Here is a 16,067-nt window from a genome sequence, read left to right as displayed (position 1 = left end):
CAACATCGCCCCCGCAGCCTTAGGCTGCGGGGGCGATGTACGTTACCGTCGAGTCTTTACGGCTTACTGCGCGGCAGCACTTTCTTCCGCTTCAAAAGCCGCCTTCTCTTCGTCAGTCATTTCTTTAATGGTCAGCTTGACTCGGTTGCGGTTATCGATATCGAGCACCTTAACGATCGGCTCATCTCCCTCATTGAGGAAGTCGCGCACATCGTTAACCCGCTCTGGCACAATCTGGGAAATATGTACCAGCCCATCGGTACCAGGCATGATATTAATAAAAGCACCAAAGTCAGCAATACGCACGACTTTGCCGCGATACAGCTTACCAATTTCTGCTTCAGCGGTGATTTCAAGAACCGTATCAATCGCTTTTTTGGCCGCGGCCTTATCTTCAGCATAGATACGCACAGTACCATCATCGTCTAGGTCGATTGAGGCTCCGGTATCTTCGCAAATCTTGCGAATGGTCGCGCCGCCTTTACCGATCACATCACGAATCTTGTCTGGGTCAATCTTGATGGTAGCCATCGAAGGCGCGTTGTCAGAAACATCCGCTCGGCTTTGATTGATGACGTCATTCATCTTACCAAGAATGTGCTGACGTGCTGCATGTGCCTGCTGCAGCGCCTGCTCCATGATCGGCTCGTCGATACCTTCAATTTTGATATCCATCTGCAGCGCAGTTACGCCTTCCGCAGAGCCGGCCACTTTGAAGTCCATGTCACCGAGATGGTCTTCGTCGCCCAGGATGTCAGTCAGCACGGCAAAGCCGTCGTCATCCTTGACCAGCCCCATGGCAATACCAGCCACCGGTGCTTTCAATGGCACACCAGCGTCCATCAACGCCAAAGAGGCACCACACACAGAAGCCATAGAGCTGGAACCGTTAGACTCGGTGATTTCAGAAACCACGCGAATGGTATACGGAAAGTCTTCCTCGTTGGGCAACATCGCTTGAATACCACGACGCGCCAAACGACCATGGCCAATCTCGCGACGCTTAGGACCGCCCATAAAGCCGGCTTCACCCACGCTGTAAGGAGGGAAGTTGTAGTGCAGCATAAAGCGGTCTTTACGCTCGCCTTCCAGCGATTCGATCAACTGAGAGTCACGCAGGGTGCCCAGCGTCGCCACTACGATAGCTTGTGTCTCACCACGTGTGAAAATCGCTGAACCATGCGTCTTAGGTAGGCTGCTCACTTCAATATCCAGCGGCCGTACCGTTTTGAGGTCGCGGCCATCAATACGCGGCTCACCTTTAACTACGCGTGAGCGCACAACGCGCTTTTCAAGACCAGCAAAGGCACTTTTTATCTCATCAGCTGCATACTGGCCGTCTGCATCACCAGCCAATTGCGCAACCGCAGCGTCTTTAAGCTCGGACAGCGCATCCTGACGTGCCATTTTGTCGGTTATGCGATACGCATCGCCTACTTTAGCTTCAAAGGCTGCAGCTACCGCTTGCTTGAGCTCAACATTTTCAGCCGGAGCACTCCACTCCCAACGTGGCTTACCCGCCTCTGCAACCAATTCATTGATAGCGGAGATAGCCGTTTGCATTTCCTGGTGGCCATACAACACGGCACCCAGCATCTCGTCTTCGAGCAGCTCTTGAGCCTCGGACTCAACCATCAGTACGGCTTTTTCAGTACCTGCTACAACCATATTCAGTTCAGACGTGGTCAAGTCTTCAACCGTAGGGTTGAGGTAGTAACCACGCTCTTCATCAAAGCCAACCCGCGCAGCGCCAATAGGCCCGTTGAACGGTACGCCAGAGATGGCCAGCGCAGCTGAAGTACCAAGCAGGGCTGCTATATCCGGGTCTTGATTGCGATCAGCCGACAGCACCGTACACACGACTTGCACTTCATTCATGAAGCCTTTAGGAAACAGCGGACGAATTGGGCGGTCAATCAACCGCGATGTCAGCGTTTCTTTTTCAGTAGGCCGCCCTTCGCGCTTGAAGAAGCCACCGGGAATCTTGCCGACCGCATAGGTCTTTTCTTGGTAATGGACAGAAAGCGGAAAGAAAGACTGCGATGGATTCGCTTCTTTTCTTCCAACAACGGTGCATAACACCACGGTATCGTCCATGGTGACCATTACGGCACCTGAGGCCTGACGGGCAATACGCCCTGTTTCCAGGGTGACAGTGCTACGACCATACTGGAATGATTTCTTGACCGGATTCACGGCAACTTCCTTCGACGTTTGCGATTCATATTGGGATCATTTTGACTCGGCAACCATTTTAGGGGTTGACGCGCCCGACGGCCACCATTAGCGGCGTTTCAATACCCCGCAACGTAAAACGGGCGGCCCCAAAGGGCCACCCGTTTTACTTCTTGAGGCGCTTGAGGTGATCTTACCGCCTCTTGCCACAAGCTAAGCCTGTCTTAGCGACGCAGACCGAGGCGCTTGATCAGCGACTGATAGCGCTCTAAGTCTTTGCGGCGCAGGTAGTCCAGCAGCTTGCGACGCTGGTTAACCATGCGAATCAGGCCGCGACGCGAGTGGTGGTCATGCTTGTTGGTCTTGAAGTGGCTCTGCAGACCATCAATATTGGCGCTCAACAGGGCAACCTGAACTTCAGGGGACCCAGTATCGTTATCACCACGACCAAATTCGCTGACGATTTCTGACTTCTGTTCGGCAGTAAGTGCCATCTGTCTCTCCAGTAGCAATATGCTAGATAATGAATGTCGAAGACCACGCATATTTGCAGTCTTCATGCCCGTTCAACGAACGGTTATACCAAGCCCGCCTCATCGGCAGTACTCAATAAGCGGCGCGGAGCAACTTCCCCCACCGCTGGCACTACACCAAGGCCCAAAAAGACCCTGTCGCAGTAAAGTCGTGTCACATCGCCCGCCACAAGACCCCTCGTGTCAAAGCGTGTACTTTGTCCATAGCGCAAGCATCGTGATGCCTGTGTATCCAGGTCAAGTCTCGGCAAACCAGCCACCAACACATCCACTGGCATCAGCACAGCCTCTCGGGCCGCTTGGTCTGGCAGCGCCTCAAGCGTGTCAGGCGTCAACATAGCGTGTGCCGAAAAAGGCCCGACCTGCAACCGACGCAGCTGGCTAATATGCGCCCCACAGCCGATGGCATTACCAATATCTTCGGCCAGGGTCCGTATATACGTGCCTTTGCTGACCCGCACCTCAAGCTCAAAGGACGTGCCTTCAAACCCAAGCAGGCGGGCATCATACACCGTCACTCGCCGAGCTGCACGTGCGACTGTCTTACCTTCTCGCGCCAACTCGTAAAGCTTACGCCCCTGATGCTTAAGCGCTGAATACATTGGCGGAATTTGTTCGATCTCGCCGGTAAAACGCTGCAGCACTTGCTCAAGCCCAGCAGTGCTAAGTTCGGGCACGGCACAACGTGCCATCACCTCTCCCTCGGCATCGCCGCTATCGGTGGTTACACCCAGCTCAACTCGAGTGCGGTAAACCTTATCGGAATCCAGCAGCCCACTTGAAAACTTGGTGGCCTCACCAAAACATACCGGCAACAAGCCAGTCGCCATTGGGTCCAGCGTGCCGGTATGCCCGGCTTTCTGGGCCTGAAACAGGCGACGAGCCCGCTGCAGTGCATGGTTGCTTGACGCGCCTTGGGGCTTATCAAGCAGCAGCACGCCATTGACCGGCAAACCTCGACGCCGACGCGCCATCAGTTTTTCTCGTTATCCGTGGTTGAACTAGCCTCGCTCGTGTCATCGCTGACTTGACGCGTAAGATCTTCGGCCACAGCCTCTTCGATTAATGAGGACAGACGCTGCCCCCGCACCACGCTCTCATCAAAATGAAAGCGCAGCTCTGGCACATGGCGTAATTTGACGCGCTGCGCTAACCGGCTACGTAGAAAACCCGCAGCGCGCTTAAGCACACTCAGGTTTTCCTTGACCCGCTCAGCATCAGTATCACCAAGTAACGTCACATGAACATCGGCATAACCGAGGTCACGACTGACTTCAACACCACTGACCGTCACCATACCCAAGCGAGGGTCTTTCACCTCACGTTGTATGAGAACCGCCAGCTCCTTCTGGAGCTGGTCGGCCACTCGATCGGTACGTTTGAACTCGCGCATTCACCTTGCCTCGCGACTAGAGCGTCCGTTCGACTTTGATCTGATCGAATACTTCGATCTTATCGCCAACCTGGACGTCGTTGTAATTCTTCACGCCGATGCCACACTCCATGCCATTACGCACTTCGTTAGCATCATCCTTGAAGCGGCGCAGCGACTCCAGCTCGCCCTCATAGATCACCACGTTGTCGCGCAATACGCGGATCTTCTTATGACGGTAGACAGTACCCTCAACCACCATACAACCGGCAACGGCACCAATCTTCGGCGCCCGGAAGACATCACGGACTTCAGCCACACCAACGATCTCTTCCTTCCACTCCGGCTCAAGCATGCCACTCATGGCCTGCTTAACTTCATCGACCATGTGGTAGATGACGCTGTAATACCGAAGATCCAAGCCTTCGCGCTCGATGATTTCACGGGCAGAGGCGTCAGCACGCACGTTGAAGCCTACCACGATGGCTTCAGAAGCCAGCGCCAGGTTAGCGTCAGTACCGGTAATGCCACCCACGCCCGAGGACACGACAGCGACCTCGACCTCATCGGTAGACATCTCTTCCAACGCACCCTTGATCGCTTCTAGCGAACCCTGCACATCGGCTTTAAGCACGATATTGAGCTTGGCAGCAACATCCTGACCCATCTGGCTGAACATGTTCTCCAGCTTGGCCTTTTGCTGACGCGCCAAACGCACCTCGCGATACTTGCCCTGACGGAAGTTGGCGACTTCACGCGCTTTCTTGTCGTCGGCAACCACCATGAAGTCATCACCAGCCTCAGGCGTTCCACCCAAGCCCTGGATCTCCACCGGCATCGCGGGGCCAACTTCATCCACTTGCTGGCCAAGCTCGTTGGTCAGCGCGCGCACACGGCCGTAATGCAAGCCTGCGAGCACAATGTCACCTTTTCTGAGCGTACCATTCTGCACCAGCACGGTAGCCACCGGACCACGGCCTTTGTCTAGGCGCGACTCGATCACCACACCCTTGCCTGGCGCTGATGGCACAGCTGTCAGCTCAAGCACCTCAGATACGAGCTGAATGGCCTCGATCAGGTTGTCAATGCCTTCGCCTGTCTTGGCTGATACATGAACGAACTGGGTATCACCACCCCATTCTTCTGAGATAACACCATGCTGAGACAGCTCATTCTTAACTCGGTCAGGATCTGCCGTTGGCTTGTCAATCTTGTTGACCGCCACCACCAGAGGCACACCAGCAGCACGCGAGTGCTCAATACCTTCAATGGTCTGGGGCATCACGCCATCATCAGCAGCCACCACCAACACCACAACATCGGTAGCCTTGGCACCTCGTGCACGCATGGCGGTAAACGCTGCGTGACCCGGTGTATCTAGAAAGGTAGCACCGACCTTACCGTCGTCAACGTGGTAAGCACCGATATGCTGGGTAATACCACCCGCCTCGCCAGTAGCGACCTTGGCACGACGAATATAGTCGAGCAGCGAGGTCTTACCATGGTCAACGTGACCCATTACCGTCACAACCGGTGAACGGGCAATCTGTTCACCTTCGTAGGAAATGTCCAGCACTTCGGTTTCAAGCGCATCATCCTTGACCAGCTTAGGCGTATGCCCCATTTCCTCAACCACGATGGCCGCGGTGTCCTGGTCAATGGTTTGGTTGATAGTCACCGCAGCACCCATGGTGAACATGGCCTTGATGACTTCATTGGCCTTGATCGACATTTTGTCGGCAAGGTCAGCCACACTGATTGACTCAGGAATGGATACTTCACGCACGATAGGCTGTGTCGGCTTCTGGAAGCCGTGTTTGCCACCGCTGGCCTGCGCTCCGCCGCGACGACTACCACGCCGCTCGGTACGCTTAGCTTTACGGCCACCACGACGACGCTCTTCACGATCGCCACGGTCATCCTCGCGCTCTCTTCTTGAGTTCTTGCCACTGGCTTTCTTAGCCGGTGCACGGCGCGTATCGCCACGGCCTTCCTTGGGCGGAGCCGGTGCGTCGCCAGGAGCCGGTGCCAGATCAACAGGCGCCAAATCAACAGGCAGCGGCACATCTGGCACTATCGCGTCAGCTTGTGCTGCCTTAGCAGATGCCTTCTGCTCTGCTTCCTTCGCAGCCTGCTCTTCAGCACGTTGCTTCGCTTCTTCGGCGGCACGCGCTTTTTCTTCTTCACGTTGCTTTTGCTGTGCCTGCTGAGTGTCAGCCATATCGCCAACCAGCTGGCGCGGCCCACTTTCTTCTGGCGCGCTCTCTTGAACAGGCGTTTCTTCACGCTTCACGTAGGTACGCTTCTTACGCACCTGCACTTCAATGCTTTTGCCACGCTCACCCGTTTTAATTCGGCTGCGCGTGTTTCGCGTCAGGGTAATCCGATTACGCCCAGCACCAGCGCCAGCACCATGACTTTTGGTCAAATGCTCAAGTAATGTGCGCTTATCTTCCTCAGACACCGCATCACTTTCCGCTTTGTGCTCAAGCCCTGCATCTTTCATTTGTTCAAGCAGGCGGGGTACATCGCGACGTACCTTCTCTGCTAAATCCTTAACGGTCATTTCTGACATTACGACCCTCCTCAGCCCGTGACCCGTTTCACTGTTCGTTTTCGAACCATGGTGCACGGGCAGTCATGATCAATGCTGCTGCGCGCTCTTCATCAAGCTCTTCGATATCTATCAGATCATCGACCGACTGCTCAGCAAGATCTTCCATGGTAACGATGCCTCGACTAGACAGTAGATAAGCCAGCTCACGCTCCATGCCATCCATATTCAGCAGATCATCAGCTGGCTGCGCACCATCGAGTTTTTCTTCGGAAGCAATTGCTAAATTGAGCAGCTCGTCTTTTGCACGAGCACGCAGCGCGTCGACGAGTTCTTCGTCGAACTCTTCGATTTCCAGCATCTCTTCAACCGGAACGTAAGCAACTTCTTCCAGCGAGGTAAAACCTTCCTCAACCAACAAGCGGGCCAAATCGTCTTCGATATCAAGATGCTGGATAAAGTGCTCTACCAGCGTGTCTTCTTCTTCGTCTCGCTTGGCTTCTGCTTCAGTCTCACTCATCACGTTCAAACGCCAACCCGTGAGCTCAGACGCAAGACGTACGTTCTGACCACTGCGACCAATCGCTTGAGCCAGATTATCCTCAGCCACTGCAACGTCCATGGCGTGAGCATCTTCATCCACAAGAATCGATCCGACATCTGCTGGTGCCATCGCGTTAATCACCAGTTGGGCGGGGTTGTCATCCCATAGCACAATATCAACACGCTCATTCTGCAGCTCGTTGGATACGGCCTGAACCCGAGATCCACGCATGCCTACGCAGGCACCGACTGGATCAATGCGACGATCGTTGGTTTTAACCGCGATTTTTGCCCGTGAACCGGGGTCCCTCGCTGCGCCTTTGATCTCAATCAATTGCTCAGCAATTTCAGGCACTTCGACCTTGAATAGCTCAATGATCAGTTCCGGACAAATGCGCGATAGCACAAGCTGAGCACCGCGCGACTCGGGGTCAACCTGGGTCAATAACGCGCGCACCCGCTCGTTCATACGATAGCGTTCACCTGGAATCATTTCGCCACGAGGCAAAAAGGCTTCCGCCTTGTCGCCAAGATCAATGATCAAACCATCGCGTGTCGTCTTCTTGACGATGCCAGCAACCAGCTCGCCTTCACGATCAGCGTACAAGCGCACCACTTCTGCACGCTCAGCTTCACGGACTTTTTGCACGATGACCTGCTTGGCCGTCTGTGCAGCAATGCGGCCAAAGGCCTCATTTTCAATCTGCTCTTCAACCACATCGCCAAGACCCAGTGGTGGATCACGGCGCTCGGCAAAGCTCAGTTTGATTTGGGCGTCAGGACCATCAAAGTCATCATCTTCCACGACTTCCCAGCGGCGAAACGTTTCATATTCGCCACTGCGGCGGTCAATGTGTACGCGCACACTCGCTTCTTCGCCTTCGAAACGCTTGCGTGACGCACTGGCCAGCGCCGCTTCGACGGCCTCGAAAATCACTTCGCGAGACACACCGCGCTCATTAGAGATCACTTCGACGACCGCTAGAATTTCTTTACTCATGCTTTAGCCTCGCCAGTAAACCAACCCATGCATGAACTCAACTGTCGAATTGCGGGACGACCCGCGCCTGTTCAATAACTTCAACAGGGAAACAGTATTCTTCGCCATCAACCTGCAGCAGCACTTCGTCTGCTTCAACGCCGGCCAACAACCCCTGAAACTTGCGCCTGCCATCGAAAGCCACCCTCAGCTTGACCGCTACCACATGTCCGGCATAGCGCTCGAACTGGCCAATTGTAAACAAAGGGCGGTCCATACCTGGCGATGACACCTCAAGCCGATATTCACCAGCAATCGGGTCTTCGACATCAAACACCGCACTAATTTGGCGACTGACATCGGCACAATCGTCCACACTCACGCCATTGTCTTGATCGATATAGATCAGCAGGCGCGAATGCTTTCCTTGAGAGATATAATCAACACCCCAGAGCTCGAAGCCCATGGCATCAACCACAGGTTCGATCAGAGCGTGCAGTGCTGCATCCTTGATTGTCACGAAGAGATCTCCTACAGCCGTTGCGTCAGGCACCTGGCCGGGAGTAAACAGGAAAGTCAGGTGGCTGAGGGCATTGCCGATACAGACTTGCCAGACACTCTGCCCAGCATGCTGCGTGCTAACAAAAAGCCCCTTCACTGGAAGGGGCTTTTACAAAAACCTGTATACCACTTCGGCACTGGCATGACTTGATACCGCATGCCGCCTGAAAAATGGTAGCGGGGACCGGATTTGAACCGATGACCTTCGGGTTATGAGCCCGACGAGCTACCAGACTGCTCCACCCCGCATCAATCTAGGTCGGTAATACTACGCCTGACCAATATAGATATCAATACTTATTTAACGCCTTGCGATTTCTATTACTCTTGCTGACTCACTTTCACCAGCTTAATGGTGCCGAAGGCGGGACTTGAACCCGCACGACCTTACGGTCACTACCCCCTCAAGATAGCGTGTCTACCAATTCCACCACTTCGGCATCAGGGGGACGCTGAATACGACGTTACTTACCGCTTTCATCCAACGTTGGCGCTGCATTATCCACGCCCAATGACTGATCGTCAAGCGTTGGCAGCTGATTCTGCTGTTCAATCAACTCTGCCGCTGGAATACCCAGCTCTGGCTCACTATTAGCCTGGGAAGCGAGATAGGCGAGCCCCAGAGACGTGACAAAAAACAGCGCGGTCAACACCCCGGTCAATTTAGCCAAGAAGCTACCGCTGCCACGCGAGCCAAATACGGTCTGGGAAGCACCACCACCGAAGGAAGCGCCTGCATCAGCACCCTTGCCCTGCTGCACCAGAATCAAAACAACCAGTGCGATGGCAATCGCCACATGGATCATGAGAATAACAGCTTGCATGAGTTAACCTGCTGACTGACAAATGGCTAAAAAATCGTCGACCTGAAGAGAGGCTCCTCCCACCAGACCACCGTCGATATCCGGCTGAGCTAGCAAGTCAGCAGCGTTTGCTGCCTTCATACTGCCGCCGTATAGAATTTTCGTACGTTCTTCCAAGCCGCCACTGTAATCCGCCAGTCGCTGACGAATCGCCGAATGAACGGCCTGAGCCTGCTCTGGTGTCGCCGTACGCCCTGTGCCAATGGCCCAGACCGGCTCATACGCTACGACCAACTGGGCGCGCTCACTCGCATCAAGCGCATCAAAAACGGCATCAAGCTGGCCCAAAACAACCGACTCGGTGCGGCCTTCATCACGCTGCTCTAAGGTTTCACCCAGGCAGAGTATTGGCGTCAAACCAACACCAAGCGCTGCACGTACCCGACCCAACACCGCCTGATCATTTTCATGGAACATGCTGCGGCGTTCGGAGTGGCCAACCAATACCATGCTCGCACCCAGCTCGCGCAACATTGCACCACTGACTTCGCCAGTTAGCGCACCGCTGGGCTGATCGCTAAGGGTCTGCGCACCAACACTCACTCCGGCAACATTCAGCGCCTGGGCAGCCTGAGCCAAGTAAGGAAAAGGAACCATCAACGCCACGTCTACCCCTTCAGGTAGCTCAGTCGTAGCGAGCGCACGACCGAACTCATCGATCAGCGCTAAAGAGCCATGCATTTTCCAATTGCCCGCGATCAGTGGCTTAGCCATCAGACCTCCTCTAGAGTGGTGCGAAATGGTATAGGAGCTGCTTCATCAAAACAACCAGCTAAATTACGCAAGCAGCGCTTCCACCCTATTAGCCAAACGATGCGCGAGCCCTTCGACATCCAGGTGCGAGCGCCCCTCTACCATCACTCGAATCAGCGGCTCGGTACCTGAGGCCCGCAACAACACCCGCCCTTCATTGCCAAGCTCTGCTTCCAGTTCAGCAACTGCACGGTTGATCTCTGGTGAGGAAATAAGCTCCTGAGCACTAGCTCCTGGTGTTAGGCGCACATTAATTAAAGTCTGTGGCGCTTTTTCAAGATCACAAAGCAGGTCAGCCAGCGAACGTTCCTCACGAATCATAATCGCCAGCACCTGTAGCGCTGAAACAATACCATCACCAGTGGTCTGAATATGCCCACATACAATATGCCCTGACGACTCACCACCCAGCTGCCAGCCGTTGGCTGCCAAGCGCTCGATAACGTGACGATCACCCACCTTGGCTCGCTCAAAGGGTATACCAAGGGTTTCAAGCGCAGCTGCTAATCCAAAGTTGCTCATCACGGTGCCCACAACGCCACCGCCAAGCTCGCCTCGAGCGTGACGATCACGGGCAATCAAATAAAGCATATCGTCACCATCAATTAGGCGACCTTCCGCATCAACCATCAAAACGCGGTCACCATCACCATCAAACGCTATACCCAGGTCGGCGCCTTGCTCAAGCACCGCCTCACGCAACGCGCCAGGGTGAGTCGACCCCACCTTATCGTTGATATTCAACCCATTGGGAGAAGCCCCAATAACACTGACGTCGGCACCCAGCTCTTGCAATACACTAGGTGCAATATGGTAGGTGGCACCATGAGCACAGTCGATCACCATCCGAAGCCCATGCAGGCTGACACGATCAGGAATGGTCGATTTACAGTATTCGATATAGCGGCCATCAGCATCATCTATACGACGCGCCTTACCCAACGCCGACGGCGCAACAGTGGTCAGCGGCTGATCGATCATCGCCTCAATACGCGCCTCCACCTCATCGTCCAGCTTGGTTCCTTTGGCGGAAAAAAACTTAATGCCGTTGTCTTCAAATGGATTGTGTGACGCCGAAATAACGATGCCCGCATCTGCACGAAACGTGCGCGTTAAATACGCAATACCTGGTGTAGGCATTGGGCCGAGCAGAATGGCATCAACGCCAGCCGCAGACAGCCCTGCCTCTAGTGCCGACTCAAACATATAACCGGAAATACGCGTATCTTTGCCAATCAGCACTCGCGTTCGGCCTTCTTTTCTTGCCAGCACCCGACCGGTCGCCCAGCCTAGCTTAAGCATGAAATCGACAGTAATAGGGCTCTCGCCTACCGTGCCGCGAATCCCATCAGTTCCAAAATAGCGTCTTGTCATTTCCTTGACCCTTCTTCCAGCACGGCCCATGCCATGCCGATTGCATCTATATGGGCTTGCACGTCATGCACTCTGATGAGTTTTGCACCGCGCTCCACCGCCATCACAGCCAACGCCAAACCACCATATAGGCGCTCATCCACTGGCCGCCCCAACGTTTGACCAATCATGCTTTTGCGCGACATCCCAACGAGCAGAGGGCGCCCCAAGCGCTCAATTTCCGCCAACTGGTTAAGCAACCGCAGGTTATGCGCCACACTTTTGGCAAAGCCAAAGCCTGGATCAAGAATCACACGCTCACGAGCTAAGCCAGCCGCCTCGCACTCAGTCATGCGCTGCTCAAGAAAAGCCGCAACCGCTTGCTCTACTGGGCCGTCATAGCGCGGGGCATCTTGCATATTGCTCGGATCACCCAACATGTGCATGAGGCACACCGGCAAGCCACTAGAGGCTGCTGCATTGAGCGCACCCTCTCGGCGCAACCCACGCACATCATTAATCATACCCGCGCCAACACGAGCAGCTTCCTGCATCACCTGTGGCGTACTGGTATCTACCGAAACCAGCGCGCCCAGCTCTTGCACCAAACGCTCAATTACCGGCAAGACACGGTCCAGCTCCTGCTGCTCTGACACCGGCTCGGCTCCCGGCCGAGTAGACTCGCCCCCGACGTCGATGACTGCAGCCCCTTGAGCCAGCATTCGCTCAGCATGCCCAACAGCCTCACCCACATCTCGGTGGTGGCCGCCATCAGAGAAAGAGTCCGGCGTTACATTGAGTATACCCATGACACGCGGAAAACTGAGATCAAGGCGGTGACGACCGCATTGCAGGTAAGTCATTGTATGCTTCACGTATCCAAGCGTTCCATTGGCATAGCGAAAAGTTACCGCTTATTACGACAAGAGCGCCCACAAGGGGCGCTCGCGGGCTGACTCAGCTTCAGCTACTGGCAGGCCCACCCAAAGGGTCTGATGGACGCCGCGACGGGCGATCCTCATCCTCACCATCACCCGACTCGTCTTGATCGCTCGAGTCTGTTGGCGCAGCACCGCTGTTAGCGCCTTCCTCAGCAACCGGCGCACCACCCCCTGGCTTACCATCTTCCCAGTCTTTGGGCGGACGCGGCGTACGGCCCTCCATGATGTCCTTAAGCTGGTCTGCATCGATAGTTTCATACAGCATCAGCGCTTCGGCCATGGCATCCAGCTTGTCGCGGTTTTCTTCAAGAATTTTTTCAGCCTGCGCATAACACTCGTCGATAATCTTGCGAACTTCTTTATCGATTCGCGACGTGGTCTCGCCAGAATTCAACTTACCGCCCTGACCAGGGCCGCCGAGGAACTGGTGCGACTCATCCTCGTCATACATGATTGGGCCCATCGCCTCAGACAGCCCCCACTTGGCCACCATATTGTGAGCAAGCTCTGTCGCACGCTTAATGTCGTTGGATGCACCCGTGGTTACGCCATTGGCTCCCAACGTCATTTCTTCAGCGATACGACCACCGAATAACGAACAAATCTGGCTAAGGATCTGCTGACGAGACAAGCTATAACGGTCCTCTTCCGGCAGGAACATGGTAACGCCCAAGGCGCGACCGCGCGGAATAATACTGACCTTATAAACCGGATCATGCTCCGGCATCACCAAGCCAATGATGGCATGGCCTGACTCGTGGTATGCCGTATTGAGCTTATCCTTGTCAGTCATGACCATGGACTTGCGCTCAGCACCCATCATAATCTTATCTTTGGCCAGCTCCAGCTCTTCCATGCCAACCAAGCGCCTGTTGCCGCGCGCAGCAAACAACGCCGCTTCGTTAACCAAGTTGGCTAAATCAGCACCAGAGAAGCCGGGCGTACCGCGCGCAATCACCGCCGGCTTCACGTCATCGGCTAGCGGCACCTTACGTAAGTGAACATTAAGAATATGCTCTCGACCACGGATATCAGGCAGCCCAACAACAACTTGGCGATCAAAGCGTCCTGGGCGCAGCAAGGCCGGATCCAATACATCAGGACGGTTGGTCGCAGCAATCACGATCACGCCTTCATTGGCCTCGAACCCATCCATTTCTACCAGCAGCTGGTTAAGCGTTTGCTCACGCTCATCGTTGCCGCCACCCATACCAGCGCCGCGCGAGCGACCTACCGCATCAATTTCGTCAATAAAAATAATACAAGGCGCTTGCTTTTTGGCTTGCTCAAACATATCGCGTACCCGCGAAGCACCAACACCAACAAACATTTCGACAAAGTCAGACCCCGAGATCGAGAAGAACGGCACCTTAGCCTCTCCCGCAATCGACTTGGCTAACAGCGTCTTACCAGTACCTGGCGGACCAACCATCAGCACACCGCGAGGAATCGTCCCGCCGAGACGCTGAAACTTGCTAGGATCGCGCAGGAAGTCAACTAACTCTTCCACTTCCTCTTTGGCCTCATCACAACCGGCCACGTCAGCAAAAGTTGTTTTGATCTGATCCTGAGACAGCAGCTTGGCTTTAGACTTGCCAAAGCTCATCGGCCCGCCCTTGCCGCCACCGCCACCTTGCATCTGGCGCATAAAAAACATGAAAATGCCGAGAATCAGCAAAATCGGGAAGCTGGCAATCAGCAGCCGTGTCCATAGGCTTTGCTGCTCAGGCTTCTTGCCAATGACAGTGACATCATTAGCCAACAAGTCATCCATCAGCTTAGGGTCCTGAGCGGCTGGGCGGATGGTCTGAAAATCCGTGCCGTCCGTACGTTCACCACTGATGGTATAACCATCAATCGTGACGCTTTTAATCTTGTCGCTCTGCACCTGTTGGACGAACTGGGAATAGTTCATCGACTGCGGCGCGCTTTCGGCATTGAAGTTGTTGAACACCGTAAGCAAAACTGCCGCGATGACCAACCACAGAATCAGGTTCTTCGCCATGTCGTTCAAAGAACTACCCTCGTTGCATAAATCGCATGAATCCGCTGGCTAAACGCTTATCAAACATTCGACACCTTAACAGCCGTGAGCGTTCAACCAACCTATGAATACGCCAATAGAGGCAAATGCTACCCGTTGAACAGCTACCCCTTAAAGCCCTGAGCCAGCAGGTACACCTCTCGCGAACGCGCTCGAGACGCCTCTGGCTTACGTGTCACCACCCGCGAAAAGCTATCGCGCAGTGATTTCAAATACGCATCAAACCCCTCCCCCTGAAACACCTTGGCCAGAAAGCTGCCTCCTGGGCGCAACGTTTGCTGAGCCAGGTCAAGCGCCAGCTCCACAAGATACATGGACTGAGGCTGGTCAATAGCCGCCATACCACTCATATTGGGGGCCATATCTGACATAACAAGGTCAACCGGACGATTTTCCAGCTGTGCAAGAATTTCATCAAGCACCGCTTGCTCAGTGAAATCGCCCTGAATAAAGCTCACACCTGCCAAGCTGTCCATTTCGAGGATATCAGACGCGATGACGACACCATCATCACCCACTCGCTCTGCCGCCACCTGACTCCACCCTCCGGGCGCTGCTCCTAAGTCGAGAACAGTCATACCGGGGCGAAACAGCTTATCCTTGTCATCCAGTGCAAACAGCTTGTAACTAGCACGGCTACGATACCCGTCTTGCCAGCTTTGCTGCACAAAACGGTCATCAAAATGCTCTTTGAGCCAGCTAGCACTAGTTTTACTGGCAGCACCCTTACGACTGGCTTTATCTTGCGAACGGCCCCGTGAGCGGGAATCTGGAGATCGTGCCACTGCATCACCCGTAAAAGAACACTCTGACACCCTTTGGTATATCAGAGACTCGTGCAGAAAATGTAAAAGGCGGGCCTGACACGCATTGCAACATTTCAGCGGTAAAACAAGCAACTCGTACAGCAAGCCAACGTGTTTTGCGCTTTCACCACATGATGATTCACCGTACCATGTCAGTATACATGTAGCATGTGTGCGTCAACCGAGGATAGTCAAAGATACCATGAGCTTGTCACAGGCACAAAAGAAAGCATTTCGCAGCATTGGCCACCACCTTGATCCGGTGGTAATGGTTTCCGAGAACGGTCTCTCAGAGAACCTTCTTGATGAGCTGAAGCGCGCATTGACTGATCACGAACTGATCAAAATCAAGCTCCTGCTTAACGAGCGGGAAGAGCGCAATGCCATGCTTGACGAGCTGGTCAGCAACAGCGGTGCCGAACTAATACATAAAATTGGCAAGGTTGCACTACTCTACCGCCCCAATCCCAAAGCCAACCCAAAACTCTCTAACCTGAAACGCTACGAGGGACACCACGGGCGACACTAACGCACCGCGCTTTAATCAAGCACCAAGCGCTAGTTTAATAGCAAAAAAAAACACGTCCCCG

General features: G+C 54.3%; 14 protein-coding genes and 2 tRNA genes. 1 reads left to right on the top strand and 15 read right to left on the bottom strand.

Annotated elements, in window-relative coordinates; translation table 11 throughout:
• Positions 1 to 63: 63 nt before the first annotated feature.
• The 15 genes from pnp to rlmE form a co-directional block, all read right to left on the bottom strand.
• Complete coding sequence (gene pnp / locus H616_RS0101830) at positions 64 to 2,196, bottom strand: polyribonucleotide nucleotidyltransferase (RefSeq protein ID WP_027965821.1); 2,133 nt, start codon at positions 2,194 to 2,196, stop codon at positions 64 to 66.
• 203 nt (positions 2,197 to 2,399) lie between these two features.
• Positions 2,400 to 2,669, bottom strand: a complete 270-nt coding sequence (gene rpsO / locus H616_RS0101825) for a 30S ribosomal protein S15 (RefSeq protein WP_027965820.1) — start codon at positions 2,667 to 2,669, stop codon at positions 2,400 to 2,402.
• An 83-nt stretch (positions 2,670 to 2,752) separates the two neighbouring features.
• Entirely contained in the window at positions 2,753 to 3,682 is a 930-nt protein-coding gene (gene truB / locus H616_RS0101820) for a tRNA pseudouridine(55) synthase TruB (RefSeq protein WP_027965819.1), read from the bottom strand.
• Positions 3,682 to 4,101, bottom strand: coding sequence for a 30S ribosome-binding factor RbfA (rbfA, locus tag H616_RS0101815; RefSeq protein WP_027965818.1), 420 nt, complete (start codon positions 4,099 to 4,101; stop codon positions 3,682 to 3,684). The genes truB and rbfA overlap by 1 nt, the downstream gene beginning before the upstream one ends.
• 16 nt (positions 4,102 to 4,117) lie before the next feature.
• Positions 4,118 to 6,655, bottom strand: coding sequence for a translation initiation factor IF-2 (infB, locus tag H616_RS0101810; protein WP_027965817.1), 2,538 nt, complete (start codon positions 6,653 to 6,655; stop codon positions 4,118 to 4,120).
• 28 nt (positions 6,656 to 6,683) lie between these two features.
• A complete protein-coding gene (gene nusA / locus H616_RS0101805) occupies positions 6,684 to 8,177 on the bottom strand; it encodes a transcription termination factor NusA (protein ID WP_027965816.1) in 1,494 nt (497 codons plus the stop codon).
• Positions 8,178 to 8,214: 37 nt separating this feature from the next.
• The gene (gene rimP, locus H616_RS0101800) at positions 8,215 to 8,676 is read right to left on the bottom strand and encodes a ribosome maturation factor RimP (RefSeq protein ID WP_027965815.1); all 462 of its coding nucleotides are present in this window, start codon (positions 8,674 to 8,676) and stop codon (positions 8,215 to 8,217) included.
• A 213-nt stretch (positions 8,677 to 8,889) separates the two neighbouring features.
• Positions 8,890 to 8,966, bottom strand: a tRNA-Met gene (locus tag H616_RS0101790).
• Positions 8,967 to 9,070: 104 nt separating this feature from the next.
• Positions 9,071 to 9,157, bottom strand: a tRNA-Leu gene (locus tag H616_RS0101785).
• A gap of 24 nt (positions 9,158 to 9,181) precedes the next feature.
• Positions 9,182 to 9,541, bottom strand: a complete 360-nt coding sequence (gene secG, locus H616_RS0101780) for a preprotein translocase subunit SecG (RefSeq protein ID WP_027965814.1) — start codon at positions 9,539 to 9,541, stop codon at positions 9,182 to 9,184.
• Between the two features lie 3 nt (positions 9,542 to 9,544).
• Positions 9,545 to 10,294 (bottom strand): triose-phosphate isomerase, encoded by a 750-nt coding sequence (gene tpiA, locus H616_RS0101775; protein WP_027965813.1) that lies wholly within the window; start codon positions 10,292 to 10,294, stop codon positions 9,545 to 9,547.
• Positions 10,295 to 10,357: 63 nt separating this feature from the next.
• Positions 10,358 to 11,707, bottom strand: coding sequence for a phosphoglucosamine mutase (gene glmM / locus H616_RS0101770; RefSeq protein WP_027965812.1), 1,350 nt, complete (start codon positions 11,705 to 11,707; stop codon positions 10,358 to 10,360).
• Positions 11,704 to 12,549, bottom strand: a complete 846-nt coding sequence (folP, locus tag H616_RS0101765; protein WP_035572264.1) for a dihydropteroate synthase — start codon at positions 12,547 to 12,549, stop codon at positions 11,704 to 11,706. Before folP ends, glmM begins: the two co-directional genes overlap by 4 nt.
• Before the next feature lie 100 nt (positions 12,550 to 12,649).
• Positions 12,650 to 14,641 (bottom strand): ATP-dependent zinc metalloprotease FtsH, encoded by a 1,992-nt coding sequence (gene ftsH, locus H616_RS0101760; protein ID WP_027965810.1) that lies wholly within the window; start codon positions 14,639 to 14,641, stop codon positions 12,650 to 12,652.
• 134 nt (positions 14,642 to 14,775) lie between these two features.
• A complete protein-coding gene (gene rlmE, locus H616_RS0101755) occupies positions 14,776 to 15,456 on the bottom strand; it encodes a 23S rRNA (uridine(2552)-2'-O)-methyltransferase RlmE (protein ID WP_027965809.1) in 681 nt (226 codons plus the stop codon).
• A gap of 223 nt (positions 15,457 to 15,679) precedes the next feature.
• Between rlmE and yhbY the strand changes: the two genes are divergently transcribed.
• Positions 15,680 to 16,006, top strand: a complete 327-nt coding sequence (gene yhbY, locus H616_RS0101750; RefSeq protein WP_027965808.1) for a ribosome assembly RNA-binding protein YhbY — start codon at positions 15,680 to 15,682, stop codon at positions 16,004 to 16,006.
• The last annotated feature ends 61 nt before the right edge of the window (positions 16,007 to 16,067 follow it).

The organism is Halomonas halocynthiae DSM 14573 (assembly GCF_000425725.1).
Lineage (GTDB): Bacteria > Pseudomonadota > Gammaproteobacteria > Pseudomonadales > Halomonadaceae > Halomonas > Halomonas halocynthiae.
The sequence above is the reverse complement of the archived record's forward strand: the minus strand, read 5'-3'. Positions and strand labels throughout refer to the sequence as shown.

Excerpts from the sequence above, each read along its gene's own strand:
- secG (WP_027965814.1), bottom strand. The coding sequence starts at position 9,541 with ATGCAAGCTGTTATTCTCATGATCCATGTGGCGATTGCCATCGCACTG.
- folP (WP_035572264.1), bottom strand. The coding sequence starts at position 12,549 with ATGACTTACCTGCAATGCGGTCGTCACCGCCTTGATCTCAGTTTTCCG.
- glmM (WP_027965812.1), bottom strand. The coding sequence starts at position 11,707 with ATGACAAGACGCTATTTTGGAACTGATGGGATTCGCGGCACGGTAGGC.
- nusA (WP_027965816.1), bottom strand. The coding sequence starts at position 8,177 with ATGAGTAAAGAAATTCTAGCGGTCGTCGAAGTGATCTCTAATGAGCGC.
- yhbY (WP_027965808.1), top strand. The coding sequence starts at position 15,680 with ATGAGCTTGTCACAGGCACAAAAGAAAGCATTTCGCAGCATTGGCCAC.
- rpsO (WP_027965820.1), bottom strand. The coding sequence starts at position 2,669 with ATGGCACTTACTGCCGAACAGAAGTCAGAAATCGTCAGCGAATTTGGT.
- truB (WP_027965819.1), bottom strand. The coding sequence starts at position 3,682 with ATGGCGCGTCGGCGTCGAGGTTTGCCGGTCAATGGCGTGCTGCTGCTT.
- tpiA (WP_027965813.1), bottom strand. The coding sequence starts at position 10,294 with ATGGCTAAGCCACTGATCGCGGGCAATTGGAAAATGCATGGCTCTTTA.
- infB (WP_027965817.1), bottom strand. The coding sequence starts at position 6,655 with ATGTCAGAAATGACCGTTAAGGATTTAGCAGAGAAGGTACGTCGCGAT.
- rbfA (WP_027965818.1), bottom strand. The coding sequence starts at position 4,101 with ATGCGCGAGTTCAAACGTACCGATCGAGTGGCCGACCAGCTCCAGAAG.